This is a genomic window from Pseudomonas sp. GW821-FHT09H03 (genome assembly GCF_059415945.1).
Window position 1 is genome coordinate 96,802 of record NZ_JBWKOF010000015.1, and the last position, 15,462, is coordinate 112,263.

Genomic DNA, 15,462 nt, shown 5'->3' on the forward strand with positions numbered 1-15,462 from the left:
CCATGACCGTACTTATAAACGAGCAATTGATCAGCGAAGAACTGAAGAACTTCATCGACAAGGTGCTGGTCGAGGCTGAGGAAGCCTTCACCGTGTTCCGTGAAACCAACACCATCACCGCCAATGGCACCGTCGGTTTTATCGAGCGCGTACCGGGTCAGGAGCTGCTGGTGTCGGTCAACTACGGCGGCCCGTGGAATTACCGCAAGCCGCTGCAAGCGACGGTCACCGATTTTGAAGGCAAGGTGATCTACGGCAAAGGCAAGGGTGGGTTCGGTCGCTACACCAAACTGTTCCAGCAGCATGCCGACATCACCACGGTGTCCCATGTGCATTCGCCGTATCTCGGCGCGTGGGCGCAGACCCATCGCACCCTGCCATTCCACTACGTGCCGGTGCAGCGTTATCAACTGGCCCGGGAACTGCCGGTGTACATCGACCGACGTCAGCAGGAAGTGGATTTCATCCTCGACAAGATCGCCGAGAACCCCTTCAACCTGGCGATTCTGGAAGCCAATGGCGGCTCGACCGTGTGGGGCAAGCAAGGCTTGCGTGCAACCGCCGAGTTCATCCTGTTGCTGGAAGAGGGCGCGCAACTGCAATTGCTCGCCGACGCCTTGGGCGGGTCGCGTGCTTATGGTCCGGGCGTTCTGACCCAGCAATGGAAAATGAGCGGACTGTACGACCAAGCGACCGAACTGGGCCTGGTGCCCGCCATTGATCGTCGCACCTGACCCGCCAAACCCCCGGTCAACACGGACCTTGTGGGAGCTGGCCTGCCAGCGATGGCGGTCTGCAGATTAATGCAAGGTTCGAGGGCCCCATCGCCGGCAGGCCGGCTCCCACAGGTATCCGGTTCACAACGTCTGGACTGTAGGAGCCGGCTTGCTGGCGATGACGGCCGAACGGTCGACACATAAACCAAGGAACACGCCCATGGCTGTAAAAATACTTTGGTACCTCACCACCCCCGACGGACCTTATCCGTGGGAGCCTGAAGGGCGCTGGAAAACCGATTTCGAACATTTGAAGCAACTGGCTGTGGCCAGTGATCGCCTGGGGTATTACGGGTCGCTGCTGGGTTCCAGTCCCAATGAGAGCCTGGCCGTTTGCGCCGCCTTGATCGATGCCACGCAACGTCTGCGTTTCCTGGTGGCGCAACACCCCGGCGAACTGTCGCCAGCGGTGTTGGCCAAATGGGCGCTGACCTTCGATCAATTCTCTAACGGGCGTTTGTTGTTCAACGTGGTCAACGGCAACGACGCCGGCCTGGCCACCCTCGGCGTGCATTACGCCCACGATGAGCGCTACGACTTCAGCCTCGAATACTGGCGCGCCTTCCAGAGCTTCTACGCCGGCGACACCTCGGGCTATGACGGCCAATACGTCAAACTCGCGCCACGCTCGCCAGCCGCCGCCAATCACCCGTTGGGCGGCTGGCACCCACCAAAACAGAAACCTGGAATCCCGTTATGGGGCGCAGGCACTTCGGGCCCCGGCGTTGCCCACTCGGTGCAGTTGCTTGACGTCTACCTGAGCTTCGCCAACACCCCGCCAAAACTCGGCGAGAAGTTTCGCAAAGTGGCGGCGCAAGCAGCGAAGATCGGTCGCGAACTGACCTTCGGCACGCGCCTGCAAATCATCGTCCGTGAGACCGAAGAGGAAGCCTGGGCTCACGCCGAAAAACTCCTGCAACGCACCTCGCTGCAAACCGCCCGCACGGCCATCGAACGGCAACTGCCCCCGGGTGAAACCCTGGACAGTTTCCACAGCGATGACCCTCAGATCCAGCGCAACGTCGAGACCATCCGCGCAGGCCGCCTGCCCAAGGCCCGGGACCTGGAGATCTACCCCAACGTCTGGCTCGGCCCGAGCCTGTTCGGTTTCAACATACTCGGCCCGGCCGCCGGCACTTATCTGGTGGGCAGCGCCGAGCAGGTCGCCGAGCGCATTCGTGAATACGAAGCCCAAGGCACGTCGGCGTTCATTCTTTCCGGTTTCCCGTTGATCGATGAAGCGCACCGGGTGGCGGATCTGCTGTTCCCGTTGCTCGACCTGGATCACGGTTTCGACGTGCCGCGCCTGCGGGCCGAGACGCCTGCGCTGCAACGCGCCAACGCGGTCGAGCGGGCCTGAGGAGTCAGTCATGAGCGAAGGATTTTCCCGTCGCAGCTTTCTTGGTAACGGCCTCGCGGTCGGTGGTGGCCTGATCCTCGGCAGCAGCCTGCTCAGCGGTTGCGACAGTGGCGCGGCCGTCAGTGGCGCAGCGGCGCTGTCCAGCACGCCGGTGCGTGGCGGTCGTTTGCGGGTTGGCATTATCGATGGCGACCAGTCAGGCAACCTCGATGCGCACAAACCGGTGGGCGGCGGGATCATTCGCGGCTGGGCGCTGTACAGCAAGTTCTGGGAGTGGAACACCGATGTCAGCACGCGCCTGGCCCTGGCCGAGTTCGCCGAGCCCAATGCCGATGCCAGCGCCTGGACCATTCGCCTCAAGCCGGGGCTGGAATTTCACCATGGCAAGAGCATTGGCGCCGACGACATGCTGTTCTCGATCCTGCGCCTGACCGACCCGAAACTGGCGTCGCCCTTTGCCGGGCTAGTGGGTGCGATCGACCGCAACGCCTTGCGCAAACTGGACGAGCGCACCATCGAAATTCGCTTCAAGGAGGGGCAAAGCTTCTATCCGCTGGATGAAACCCTGATCAGTTTTGGCGGCATCGTTCCCACCGATTACGACCCGATCACGAATCCGGTCGGCGCCGGGCCCTACAAACTCAAGAGTTTCATTCCCGGCCAGCGTTCGCTCTACCAGCGTTTCGAAAACTACTACAAGCCCGGGCAACCCTATGCCGATGAACTGGAAATCATCGAGTTCAAGGACCAGGTGTCCCGTTCGGCGGCGTTGCGTGCCGGGCAAATCGATGTTGCCAGCGGCGTGCAGGCCGAACACAGCGCGCTGCTCAAGGCCGATTCGCGGCTTAAGTTGTATGCATCGCCCAGCACGTCGTTTACCGGTTTCAATCTGAATCTGGCCAAGGCGCCGTTTCAGGATGTGCGAGTGCGCCAGGCGTTCCGTCTGCTGGCTGACCGTCGTGAGCTGGTCGACCGCGGGCTCAATGGTTTCGGGCGCATCGCCAATGACCTGTATTCGCCCCACGACCCGACGTACAACCACAGCATTGCCCAGCGTCCGTACGATCTGGAACAGGCGCGCTCACTCTTGCGTCAGGCCGGGCAGGACGATTTGCGGGTGGAGCTGACCACCACGCCGGGGCCGGGCGTCAACGCAGCGCTGGTGTTTGCCCAGCAAGCGAAAAAGGCCGGGGTCGATGTCAAGGTCACCCAGGTCGATGGCTCGGTGTTCAACGGTCCGCAACGGGAAAACTGGTTGTTATCGCCGGGCTCGACGCCGGCTCGGGGTTTCCTTGCATCGGCGCTGCACAACGACGCGCCGCAGGCCATCTACAACCGCAGCAATTTCCACGACGAACGTTTCACTTCGCTGTACCAACAGGCGCTGGCTCAACCCGATCTGGAGCGGCGCAAGCTGCTGGTGCATGAAGCGCAAAGCATCCAGCACGAGCGCGGCGGTTTGCTGATCTGGGGCTTCAATGACGTGCTGGATGCAGCCTCTGTTCGGGTCGGTGGATTGGCACCGGAACAGACGACATTTGCTTCATGGCGTTTCGATGAAGTGTGGGTGAACCATGCCTGAGCCGTCCTGCAAAACCCCGCGCACGCCAGCCTGGTTGTCTTGGTTCATCGGACGATTGGGCTACGGCCTGCTGACCGCGTGGGTCATCAGCCTGGTGGTGTTCATCGCCACCCAGGCTCTGCCTTCGGACCCGGCACGAGTGATCCTCGGCCCTGATGCGCCGCTGGAAAGCATCCTCACTTTGCAACGCCAGTTGGGCCTGGACCGGCCGATCATCGAGCAATACCTGCGCTGGTTGGGCCATGCCTTGAGTGGTGAACTGGGCGTGTCACTGGACTCCAACGTGGCGGTGGGCAGCATCCTGTTCGGTCGCTTTGGCTACACCCTGGCGTTGCTCGCCGGGGTGATCGCGCTGGTGGTGCCGGTGGCGTTGCTGCTCGGCGTTTCACTGGCCTTGCGACGTGACAGTCGCCTGGATCGCTGGAGCTTGTCGCTGTTGATTTTCCTCAAGGCCACGCCAGGTTTTCTCCTGGCCATCGGCCTGGTGTTGCTGTTTTCCATGCCGCACATGGACGTGTTGCCGGCAGTGTCGATTCTCGATCCGGACAAATCGCTGCTGCGCCAATTGCAATTTCTGGTGCTGCCGGTGCTGGCCCTGAGCCTCTCGGCATTGCCGTACCTGACGCGCATGGTGCGGGCGTCGATGATCGAAGCGCTTGAGTCCGACTACGTGGTCGCCGCCAGGCTGCGGGGTATTCCCGAGTGGCGAATCGTCTGGCGTCACACCTTGCCCAATGCACTGATTCCGGCGATCCAGGGCGTGGCCCTGACCCTGCGCACGTTGATCGGCGGAGCGCTGTTGGCCGAGGTGATCTTCAGCTATCCGGGCATCGGCACCTCGCTCAATTCGGCGATCCAGATGCGCGATTTGCCGATGGTCCAGGCCATCGTGCTGGTGATCACCCTGGGCGTGGTGCTAATCAACCTGTTCGCGGATCTGCTGACAGTACTGCTGACCCCGAAACTGCGCACCGCGCGCCGGGTCACCATGATCCAGCGTAACCGTCGGGGCATCCAGCCCTGGTGGCGACGCTCCCCATCCAAGGCGCCTTGAGAGGTGATGCATGACTCAATCCCGACGTTGGCACTTGTGGCTGGCGGAACCGCAAACCCGCAAGGGTGCGTTGATCACTCTGGCGGTGGTGGCGCTGGCATTGCTTGGCCCGTTACTGGCGCCCCACAGCCCGACGGACATGGTCGGTTCGGTGTATGGCGCGCCGGTGGGCGCGGCGTTGCTGGGCTACGATTTTCTCGGGCATGACGTGTTGTCGCGCTTGCTCAGCGGCGGCGTATCGGTGTTGTGGATGTCGGTGGCGGCGGCCTCGATCGCACTGTTGGCCGGCAGCACTCTGGGGTTGTTGGCGGGACTTTCCCGGCGGCGCCTGGATCAATTGATCACCTGGCTGGCGGACGTGTCGCTGGCGTTTCCCGACCTGATTCTGGTGCTGCTGATTGTCTCCATGCTGGGACGCGCGCCCTGGCTGATTGTGTTGACCGTATCCATCGCTTTCACCCCAGGCGTGATTCGTCTGGCCCGTAGCAGCGCGGTGGCGGTGGCGGGGCAGGAGTTCGTCGAGGCCGCACAGATGATGGGCTATTCAAGGCGGCGGATTCTGTTCAAGGAAATCCTGCCGAACATCCTCACGCCGCTGTTGGTGCACTTCGGCAACATGCTGACCTGGGGTGTGGGGATGCTCTCGGGCTTGAGTTTTCTCGGTTATGGCGTGGCGCCGCCAACCGCTGACTGGGGGCTGATGATTAACGAGAACCAGGCGGGCCTGCTGGTCCAACCCTGGGCGGTACTGGCCCCGGCCATCCTGATCGGCATCTTCGCCTATGGCACCAACATTCTGGCCGAAGGCATCGGCCGCAGCAGTTCCAGGATCGGAGAGAAACAGCCATGAACGCCATTGCCGGGATTGAATCCCGCTCTACTGTGCAGACGACGCACGTTTTGCAGGTTCGCGATCTGCGGGTCGAGTTACCGGGGCAGATCGATGTGCTGTCCGGGGTGACCTTCAGCCTTGAACGCGGAGAAATTCTTGGGTTGGTCGGCGAGTCCGGTTCCGGCAAGACCACCCTGGCCACCGCCTTGCTGGCCCATGCTCGAAGGGGCGCGCGGATCGTCGGCGGTCAGGTCGAGGTGTCCGGTCAATCATTGCTGACCCTGGCGGGCGAAGACCTGCGTCGAGCCCGGGGCAGCCTGATTGGTTATGTGGCCCAGGACCCGGCGACCGCGCTGAATCCGGCGCTGCGTATCGGCAGTTTGCTGCGCGAAACCCTTGGCGTTCACCAGGTCGAACTCGATCGCACGGCGCAACAGCAGCGCATCGTCGAGACCTTGCGGGATGTCGGGTTGCCCGATGACGCGGCTTTTTTGCAGCGCTTCCCCCATCAGTTGTCTGGCGGGCAGCAGCAACGGGTGATGCTGGCGCTGGCCTTTGTCTTGCGCCCGGCATTGATTGTCCTCGATGAGCCGACGACCGCACTGGATGTGACCACCCAGGCGCACATCCTCGCCACGTTACGCCGATTGTGCAAAAGCCTGGGTGTGGCGGCGGTGTATGTGTCCCATGACCTGGCGGTAATCAAGGATCTGGTGGACCGGGTGATGGTGATGTACGCCGGGCGTATCGTCGAAGTCGCACAGCGTGAAGTGCTGTTCCATCGGCCGGCGCATCCTTACACCCGCGGCTTGCTGGCGGCGATTCCCGATGTGGCGCAACGCCGGGATCTGCTGGCGATTCCGGGGCAAGCACCGGCACCGGGGCAGAGGCCACAAGGCTGTGCCTTCGCGCCTCGGTGTGCCCGGCGTGTCGCGGCGTGTTCGGTGGTTGAGCCGCAGTTGCAGGACGTGTCGTCACAGCAGCGGGTGGCGTGTCTGGCTCCCCATCTTCAGGTTTTGGAACTGGTCGGCCAAAGCGTTTTGGCGCCAGTCACCGCGGCGTTGGAGCTCACGCCGTTGCTGGAGATCAAGGACCTGAACGTGGCTTATGACCGTCAGGTGCTGTTCGATGTGTCGTTGCGTGTGGCGGCCGGCGAATGCCTTGCACTGGTGGGTGAGTCCGGCTCCGGCAAGACCAGCCTGGCCCGCGCCATTGCCGGGCTGGGAGAAAATGCCGAGGGTGAAGTGCATTACGCGGGCGGGTTGTTGAGCCTGTCGGCGCGTCAACGTGACGGTGCGCAACGGCATCAGATCCAGTACATCTTCCAGAATCCGTACCGGGCGCTGAACCCGCGGCAAACGGTGTATCAAACCTTGAGTGCGCCGCTGGAGCATTTCTTCGGTCTCAAGGGTGCAGCCGCTCGGGAACGTGTGGATGCAGTGCTCAAACGGGTTTCGCTGCCGGCCTCGGTGGCGGATCAGTATCCCCACAGCTTGTCCGGGGGCGAGCGTCAACGCGTGGCGATTGCGCGGGCGTTGGTTTGTGAACCAAAGCTTCTGATCTGCGACGAAATCACCTCGGCCCTGGACGTGTCGGTACAGGCATCGATTCTGGCGTTGTTGCGGCGATTGCAAGGGGAAGGGCTGACGCTGCTGTTCGTTACCCACGACCTGGGTGTGGTCCGCGCCATTGCCGACCGGGTGTTGGTGTTGAAGTTGGGGCGTGTGGTGGAGCAGGGGCGGGTGGATGCCGTACTGGACCAGCCGCAGGCGGCGTATACACGCACGTTGCTGGAGAATTCGCCGACGTTGGCGGGTGGGGATTATTAGGCGCAGGGTTGTCAGGTATTCGGTGGTGGATGTCATGCCGCCATCGCCAGCAAGCCGGCTCCTGCAAGGGGGCGTGTGTATACGGTCCTGTAGGCGCCGGCTTGCTGGCGATGGCGTTGGTGTACATTGCGAAGTGCTTACGCGACCCGCGCCTTGCGACGACGTGCTTCTTCGCGCACGGCGGGGATGATCCAGCGGCCATAATCCACGGTGTCGTAGAGCGGATCGTAGCCACGGTTGAGGAATGTGGTCACGCCCAGATCGACGTAATCGAGCAAGGCCTGGGCCACGGTTTCCGGGGTGCCGACCAGGGCGGTGGTGTCGCCGTAGGCGCCGACGGCGGTGGCGGTGGGCATCCACAGTGCGCGGTCATGGCGATCGCCCAGGGCTGCGGCGGCGAGCAAGCGTTCGGAGCCGGTGCCCTTGATGCGTTTTTGCCAAGGGCTGCCGGCTGCAAACTGCGGGTTGGCCTTGATCTGCTCCAGGATCTGCTGCGCCCGTTGCCACGCCAGTTCCTCGGTCGCCCCCAGAATCAAACGCACCGACAGACTGACCCGCGGTGCCGCGACCCCCGCCGCGCTGGCAGCTGCGCGCAGTTTGCCGATCTGTTCGGCCACGCCGCTCAATGGCTCACCCCACAACGCATACAGGTCCGCGTGTTTCACCGCGATTTGATAGGCAATATCCGACGACCCGCCAAAGGAAATCGGGATGTGCGGCTGCTGCAACGGCTTGACCGGCGAGAACGCACCCTTGATGTTGAAGTATTTCCCTTCGAAGTCGAAAGGCTCCTCGGCGGTCCACGTCCGGCGGACGATTTCCAGGTATTCATCGGTCCGTTTGTAGCGCTCGGTCTTGTCCAGCAGGAAGTCGCCTTCCTGAGGCTCGGCGGTGATCCCAGTGATGGCATGCAGGCGAATCCGCCCGCCGCCGGTGGTGTGATCGAGCGTCGCGAAAGCCCGGGCCGCGACCGTCGGGGCGGTGAGACCCGGGCGGTGGGCGATCATGAACCCCAGGCGTTCGGTGTGAGCGGCGGCGTAGGCGGCGATCTGCAAGCTGTCGGCGCTACCCGGACCGCTGGCGATCAGCACCCGGTCGAAGCCGGCATGCTCATGGGCGCGGGCGTGGTGGCGGATAAAGTCCAGATCGAAATCCGGGCTGCGCACGCCTCGGGTCTCGGACCACTGGCGGGGGAAAATCATGCCGACAAATTCAATGGACATGGGAACACTCCTGATGGCGATAAACGGTTTTAGAACTGGTAATCCACTTGGGCCAGCACGGTGCGGCCGGGCATGGGTTGCAGGAAGGTGTTGGTGGAGCCGGCCAGACCGCTGACGAAGTTCAATTCATCGGTCAGGTTGAGCACGCGTAAAGTGGTGCTCCACTGCGGCTGGCGGTAGTACACAGCGAGGTCGAGGTTGTATTCGTCGGGGACTTTCACGGTCTTGCTCAGGTTCAGGTACCAACTGCTGGTCCACCAGCCGGACAGCTCGGCACCAAAGCCTGAATCGAAGCGATAGTCGAAGTATCCGCTGGCGGTGTATTCGGGAATCTGTACCGCGTCGAACCTCCCGGACGGCCGCTGATTGAGGCTGTTGTTGTCGCCGAACACCGTGCCGTTGTCGGGAATGAACCCCGCCGAGGCGAAACCGGCCTGGGAGGCAAATTCGTTGTAGGCAGTGAGTTTCGAAAGGTTCAACGCAGTGCGTAGGTGGTCGTCAGGCTGGTAGCGAATGGTCGACTCGACTCCCTTGATCACCAGCCTGGCAATGTTGTTGTTGCTGTCGGGTGATTGATCCCGCTCTTGCTTGAACGCTGCGAGCGTCAAGAAAAGCTCGTTGGGCAGCGCTTCGACTTTCAACCCGACTTCGTGCAGTACGCTGAGGCTTTCGAACGCCAGGGGATTCAGCAGGTTGGCACCGGCGCCACTGCCCCAGCCCAAACCGTTGGAAAAGAACCCGGTATTGACTGCCAGCGAGCGATCGAAGGTGTAGTACAGCGTGCTGTTTTCGGTGGGTTTAACGTACGGACTGACCTGAAAGGCAAACAGTCGGTAGTTGTCACTGTCCTTGCGCGGGTTGCCGCCGGCGAGCACGAACGGGTTTTCGATTTCGGCGTCGATCCAGCTACGGCTGGCGCCGATGTTCAGGCCGACCGACTCACCGAACCGCAGGTTGTGCTGGGTGAACAATGTGCTGGTGGTCCAGGTACTTTCAGCGGTGTAAGGCGCGACGGATTCGGCGTAGAGCCCGTGGCCGGCCGGGTACATGGCCGGTAGGTTCAGCCAGCCGTAGTAGTTGGAGAATTGCGGCACACCGGGCTGGCCGATCCAGGCACCGTTGCCGCCCGCCGGATTGGAACCGGTCAGCCCCAGCAGATCTCCCGGATTCTTGCCCGACGGATCCTGCGTCAAGTCATAGGCGTTGATGGTCGAGCCGAAATTGTTGTTGGCGGCGATCGACTGGTTGAACTCGCGGCGGTAGATCACCCCGGTATTGCTGTCATCACGCAGGGTCAGGCCGCCAAGCTGCGTTTCATTGCGCGAGCGGAATTCGAAGCGGTTATCGAAAATATTGTCCTTGGATTGCACCTGGAAAGAACCGACGGCGTCGGTCATGTCCCGTGAACGTTGGTAAAACGTGTTGTTGGCCAAGGTGATCGTCGGGGTCAGATCGGCTTCTACCCGCAGTTGCGTGGTGAAGCGCCGGGAGGAGTTTTCATCCTCGTCGCGCTGGCCGGTTTGCGAGGACAGCGAGGTCAGGCCGTTGCCGGCGAGTGACGGGTCATACACCCAGCCACGCAGGCTACCCGGGTTGGTTTGGGTGTTGGGGGAGGCGGACTGGAAGCTGCCATCGACCACGCTGTATTGGCCCTGAGCGTTACGTTGCCGTTTGACCCAACCCAGGGTCGGCGCATCGGCCGCGCCAGAGGCGAGTACCGGTGACCAGAGGGTGTTGCCGTTCTGGATGATCGGCGTGGCCCGCCCGGCGTAGTATTTGCCGCTATCCACCAACTTCTGGTTAGCGCGGTTCCAGCCGTGGGTGATGTTGTAGTCGTAGTAGTCGTCGTAACTGGCATTCCAGTCCACGCGCACGTTGTCATTGCGCCAGGCGAGGGCGCCGTAGAACGCGTCGAAGTTGTTGTCGACGTTGTCGTAGAAATCCTCCTGGCGCTGCTTGGTGATGCTGATCCGGTAGGCCAGGTTGTCACTCAGCGGGCCGGTGTTATCGACGCTGAATTTGCTGGAGTCGCGGGATTCACCGTCCGGTACCCAAGTGCCCAGCTCACCGCTGAGTCTGGTTTTGAATTCACTGAAATTCGGTTTCTTGCTCAGGTAGTTGACATAGCCGCCGCTGCCGGACACCGAGCCATAGGTCACCGAGGAAGGGCCGGCAACGATGTCGGCGCCTTCAAAAGCGTTGAAGTTGGCCGGGTGCCGCACACCGTACGCGCGCTGGCCGTCCTGGAAAACTTCTGAACCCTGGGCGCGGAACTGCGGCGCGATCCCGGCGTTCTGACCGCCGCCACGGGTGATGCCCGGCGCGTACTTCACCAGGTCGTCGGCGCTGCGAATCGGATCGTTGGCCAGTTGCTCGGCGTTGACCTGGGTGATTGAGCGCGGGGTGTCGAGCACCTTGGTTTCGATGCCACCGTATATCGACGACTCCGGTCGGGTGGGCAGGGCGTCATCATCGGAATCGCTGGCGCTGGCCTGAACGGTGACGGTTTGCAGTTGAGTGTCGGCGGCGAAGGTCGACGTCGACAGGGTAGAAACGATGACCAACGCCAGAGCGTGGCCAGAAGCGGGACGAACGAAGCCGAGAGAGGGCATGAAAATGTGCCTCGATAGATAAATTCATTGAAATACGTAAACAAGCAGCACCTGACACAACACCGACCTGTAGGAGCCGGCTTGCTGGCGATAGCGGTGTAACGTTCACCACCGCCACCGCCAGCAAGCCGGCCCCTACAGGTCGGTGTTGCGTCAGGCCGTGTCTTTCAACCAGAGCTTTTCAAAGCGCCACGTGCTGAACAGCGACTCCTCGGCCGCCGCGCCGCCTACGCGGTTGGCCACGCTGTCGAGCAAATCGGCGTAACCCCAGATCAACATGCCGCCGCGTTCGTACTGGATCTGCTGAACCTGGTGGACCAGCGCCTTGCGTTTCTCCAGGTCGGGCTGTGCCATCGCCGCCAGAAACAGCTCACTGAACTGAGGATCGTTGAAATGGGTTTTGTTCGACACGGCAAACGGCGCGTCGGTGTGAATCGCGCTGGCCAGGAACGGCGCGCCGATACTGCCGCCGGTACTCAGCGTCCAGTCGTTGCGCAACGGCCCCTGGAAGGTCGCCAGATCAACCTGCTTGACCTTGAGGGTGACACCGATGCGCTTGGCCTGCTCAGCCAGCACCAACGCCGAAGTCAGTCCCGGACCAGGCGTTGTCACCAGTTCCAGTTCAAGATTTTCATGCCCGGCTTCCTTGAGCAGTTGCGCCGCGCGTTGCGGGTTGTGGGGGCGCGGCCCGAGCGTGTGGTTGAAGGTCGGATCGCTCGGCGCATAGAGGTCGTTGGCCACTCGGCCCTGACCGTTGAGCGCGCGGCGCACCAGCTCTTCGCGGTCGGCCAGCAGGCGAAACGCCTCCCGTACCCGTGGATCATTGAACGGCGGCTTGTCGAGGTTCATGTCGAACGACAACCAGTTGCCGCTCACCGATTTGAGCACCCTGAGCCGTGGGTCGCGCTGCAGCACTTGCAGCTGTTCGGTGGGCATCACGTTGGCCATGTCGATCTGCCCGGAACGCAGGGCCGCCAGGCGCGAAACCTGATCCTTGAAGTCGATGATTTCCAGCTCATCGGCGTAGGGTTTGCCGTCCTTGTAGTAGTTCTCGAACCGGGTGAACAGCGAGCGTTGGCCAGGGGTGAAGCTTTTCAGTTTGTACGGGCCGGCACCCACCGGGTTGGTCACCGGGTGGTAGTCCACCGGCACGATCCCGCCAAAGTTGACCCAGGTTTCCGCCAGCGGCATGTAGCTGCGGCCTTCTCGAAAATTGAGGCGCACGGTGCGCGAGTCGAGCTTGACCAGGTTGTCGCGGTCCACCCAGTGCAGCAACGCAGCGTAAGGCGAGGCCAGTTGTGGATCGGTGAGGCGGCGGATGGAGAAAATCAGGTCATCGGCATCGATGGTTTTGCCGTGGTGAAATTCCAGGTCCGCACGCAGGCGCAATGTCCAACTGCTGGCGTCGGCATTCGGCTCGGCGAACTCGGCCAGGGCCAGGCGCGGTTGCATTTGCTCGTCCCATTCCCACAACTTGCTGTACAGGGCAAAGCCGCGAACGATGCCGCTGCCGATGGGTTTGTGCGCGTCGAGGTTGCCGCTCTGGTTGCCGTCGAGAATGCCCAGGCGCAGGCGTCCGCCATACCGCGGTTGATTGTCGGCCGTGGCGCTGGTGCTTGGCTTCTCGCTGCTCGGGCCGCAGCCGGCGAGCAGGCCGCCACCGAGCAGCAAGCCACCGCCTAGCAGTGCACTGTGGCCGAGAAAGTCCCGGCGGCTCAATAGTGAGTGATCGTCGCTCATGGCATCAGGCTCCGGTCGGGCCGTTGGCGGAGCGCAGTTCCAGCGGCGCTTGCGACGGGCGTCTCAGTTGCACGCGCTCACTGCGAAAGTGCGGCAGGATGTGCTCGCCCAGGCGGTAGGCTTCTTCCAGGTGCGGGTAGCCGGCGAGGAAGAACAGATCGATGCCGATCGCGTTGTATTCGCGAATCCGTGCCACGACATTTTCATAACTGCCTACCAGCGCGCAGCCCGGCGGAATGCCGATGTAACCGAAACCGGTCCAGACGTTGGGGTGAATGAAAAAGTCGTCGAAGCTTTGGGTCTCGGCTTTTTGCGCGAACTCGTTTTCGTAGCTTAGCTTGCGTGCAGTGCGCAACCCGGCATGGGCCGCCACAGCCTTGACCGCGCCCCTGGCGATACCTTCGTCGAAGAAACGCTTGGCTTCGGTGCGCGCCAGTTCCTCGGTCTCCCGGGTAATGACATCGATCGACAAACCGAAACGAATGTCCGTACGCCCGTACTTCAAAGCGCGCTCGCGGATATCAGCGATCAGCGCGGCAATTTCATCCGGATGTTCGGCGCGCATCAGGTAGAAATCGGCGTGCTTGGCCGCGAATTCCCGGGCCGGGATCGACGAGCCCGCAGTGCAAATCAGTGGCAACTCGGCCTTTTTCAAGGGCCCGCGCAAACCACCGCCTTCGGCTTTGTAGAATTTGCCATCGTAGTGGAAGTTCTCGTTGTGCCAGTAGCCCTTGACCACGTCCATGAACTCGATGGCCCGCTCATACCGCTCATCGTGCTCGCTGAAGTCACCGACCTGACGCTGAATCGCGTCCGAGCCGCCGTTGATAATGTTCCACACCAGGCGGTTGCCGGTGGCGCGCTGATAGGTCGCGGCTTGCTGCACTGCGACCCACGGTGTGTAGTGGTAGGGCTGGAACGCGGTGACGAATTTCAGCGTGCGGGTTTCCCGGGCCAGCAGTGAGCAGACGGTCCAGGGTTCTTCACCCGAGGGAGCGTTGACCATCAGCGCACCGCCGAAGCCGTTGATTTCTGAGGCCTTGGCGATCTGCCCCAGGTAGTCGATGTAGGTGAAGTGGTCGCCGACGCTGAATGCCGAGACGGCGCCGGTGCTCGGGCCGCCGCGATGCCAGTCACCACGGTTGCGCGGGTCGCCGGGGAGGAACTGGGTTTCGCCATGGAGGGGCAGGCGGGTAAAAAATTCAATGCTCATGTCGAGGGCTCCGTATCACTGCACGCTAGGGCTGCAGATCGGGGTGATCGGCTGGTCGTTGATGACCTTGTGGGCGAAAGGCACCGAATCCTTGAGGGAGGCATTGACGGTTTCGCTATGACCCAGCCCTTTGTAGAGATGGCCCTCAACCACGGAGCCGGTTTTGCAGGCGTCTTGCATCAGCGCGACCTGGGTCGAAGCCGCCGGGGTTTTGTCCTCGGCGCCGGTGCCGATGAAAATCGGCTGGGCCAGCTTCAGCGTCGGGTAAGACACTTGCTTCTGCCACGCCGCGAGCTGGTCGCCCTGGTAGTCTTTCTTCGCATTGGCCGGAGTCAGGCCGACGCCTACCACATCGCTGACCAATGCTGCCAGGCAACTGGTGCGGGCCTGCTCGAACAGAGGCAACGCCTTGTCGGTGTAGAAGTCCTTGGGATTAATATTCGGGTCGTACTGCTGGGCCGCCAGCAACGTGTAGAAGCCATAGGCGAGTGACGCGTCGACCTTATTGACGTCCTGTTCGCCGACGTTTTTTGCACCCACGGTGTAGATCACGCCGGTGCCGATGCTGCCTTTGACGCCGAGGTCCGGCGCATAAGTCGGCGCGTAGGCGGCCGATGCGAAAGCGCCTGCGCCGCCCTGGGATTGCCCGACGATCAACACTTTGTTGGCCAGCCCCGGCACGCCAGCGACCACCGCTTTGGCTGCATCGAGAATGCCGTAGGCCGCCATGCGATTGTTGAGCAGCGGGTGGCCACCGGGTACGCCGAGGCCCTGATAGTCGGTGGCGACAATGGCATAACCTTCGTCCAGCCAGCGGCTGAGGTACTGCACGTCGCGGTAGGAGCGGCCTTGCCAGGACGGCGCGCAAACGTCGGCGACACCGACCGTGCCATGGCCCCAGCTGGCAACCGGCCATCCACCGGCGGGCGCCTTGCCTTTGGGCAGGAACAGCGTGCCCGAGACCACGATTGGGGTCTTGTTATCGATGCCGTCGGTGGAGGTGTAGAGAATCCGCTGCGCGCTGGCGGCGTTGGGCAGGCTCAAGGTCTTTTCCAGCGGTTCGCTACGCAGCAGCTTGCCCGGTGTGGAGGGGATCACTTCTTGCCAGGTGTAGAACGACGAGACACGACCGTCACCTTGCAGTGGGTCGGACTTTGGCGCGTGGGTACCGGCAGCCAGGGCGCTCATGGAGAGCGCCAGGACGCTCAGACCGAACACGAAATTTTGCGGCAGTTTCATCA

At 62.3% G+C, this 15,462-nt stretch carries 11 protein-coding genes; 6 read left to right on the forward strand and 5 right to left on the reverse strand.

Annotated elements, in window-relative coordinates:
* Positions 1 to 2 precede the first annotated feature (2 nt).
* From AC07OG_RS20950 to AC07OG_RS20975, 6 genes are all read left to right on the forward strand, one after another.
* Positions 3 to 734, forward strand: coding sequence for a class II aldolase/adducin family protein (locus AC07OG_RS20950; protein ID WP_218425948.1), 732 nt, complete (start codon positions 3 to 5; stop codon positions 732 to 734).
* A 202-nt stretch (positions 735 to 936) separates the two neighbouring features.
* On the forward strand, positions 937 to 2,136 hold the full coding sequence (locus AC07OG_RS20955) for an LLM class flavin-dependent oxidoreductase (protein ID WP_495067973.1): 1,200 nt from the start codon (positions 937 to 939) through the stop codon (positions 2,134 to 2,136).
* Positions 2,137 to 2,146: 10 nt separating this feature from the next.
* The gene (locus AC07OG_RS20960; RefSeq protein WP_495067974.1) at positions 2,147 to 3,718 is read left to right on the forward strand and encodes an ABC transporter substrate-binding protein; all 1,572 of its coding nucleotides are present in this window, start codon (positions 2,147 to 2,149) and stop codon (positions 3,716 to 3,718) included.
* Positions 3,711 to 4,772 carry an ABC transporter permease gene (locus tag AC07OG_RS20965; protein WP_218425951.1) on the forward strand — a complete coding sequence of 354 codons (1,062 nt, stop codon included), beginning with the start codon at positions 3,711 to 3,713 and terminating at the stop codon, positions 4,770 to 4,772. The genes AC07OG_RS20960 and AC07OG_RS20965 overlap by 8 nt, the downstream gene beginning before the upstream one ends.
* A gap of 10 nt (positions 4,773 to 4,782) precedes the next feature.
* Positions 4,783 to 5,622 carry an ABC transporter permease gene (locus AC07OG_RS20970; RefSeq protein ID WP_495067975.1) on the forward strand — a complete coding sequence of 280 codons (840 nt, stop codon included), beginning with the start codon at positions 4,783 to 4,785 and terminating at the stop codon, positions 5,620 to 5,622.
* Complete coding sequence (locus AC07OG_RS20975; RefSeq protein ID WP_495067976.1) at positions 5,619 to 7,433, forward strand: dipeptide ABC transporter ATP-binding protein; 1,815 nt, start codon at positions 5,619 to 5,621, stop codon at positions 7,431 to 7,433. The genes AC07OG_RS20970 and AC07OG_RS20975 overlap by 4 nt, the downstream gene beginning before the upstream one ends.
* A 137-nt stretch (positions 7,434 to 7,570) precedes the next feature.
* On the opposite strand, the gene AC07OG_RS20980 is transcribed toward AC07OG_RS20975, so the two are convergent.
* The 5 genes from AC07OG_RS20980 to AC07OG_RS21000 form a co-directional block, all read right to left on the reverse strand.
* Positions 7,571 to 8,656, reverse strand: a complete 1,086-nt coding sequence (locus AC07OG_RS20980; RefSeq protein WP_495067977.1) for an LLM class flavin-dependent oxidoreductase — start codon at positions 8,654 to 8,656, stop codon at positions 7,571 to 7,573.
* A gap of 29 nt (positions 8,657 to 8,685) precedes the next feature.
* Positions 8,686 to 11,268: a TonB-dependent receptor plug domain-containing protein gene (locus tag AC07OG_RS20985; protein ID WP_495067978.1), complete on the reverse strand. Its 2,583-nt coding sequence runs from the start codon at positions 11,266 to 11,268 to the stop codon at positions 8,686 to 8,688.
* 153 nt (positions 11,269 to 11,421) lie between these two features.
* On the reverse strand, positions 11,422 to 13,008 hold the full coding sequence (locus AC07OG_RS20990) for an ABC transporter substrate-binding protein (RefSeq protein ID WP_495067979.1): 1,587 nt from the start codon (positions 13,006 to 13,008) through the stop codon (positions 11,422 to 11,424).
* Between the two features lie 4 nt (positions 13,009 to 13,012).
* The gene (locus tag AC07OG_RS20995; protein ID WP_495067980.1) at positions 13,013 to 14,221 is read right to left on the reverse strand and encodes an LLM class flavin-dependent oxidoreductase; all 1,209 of its coding nucleotides are present in this window, start codon (positions 14,219 to 14,221) and stop codon (positions 13,013 to 13,015) included.
* A 15-nt stretch (positions 14,222 to 14,236) separates the two neighbouring features.
* Positions 14,237 to 15,460 (reverse strand): lipase family protein, encoded by a 1,224-nt coding sequence (locus tag AC07OG_RS21000; RefSeq protein ID WP_495067981.1) that lies wholly within the window; start codon positions 15,458 to 15,460, stop codon positions 14,237 to 14,239.
* Positions 15,461 to 15,462 lie beyond the last annotated feature (2 nt).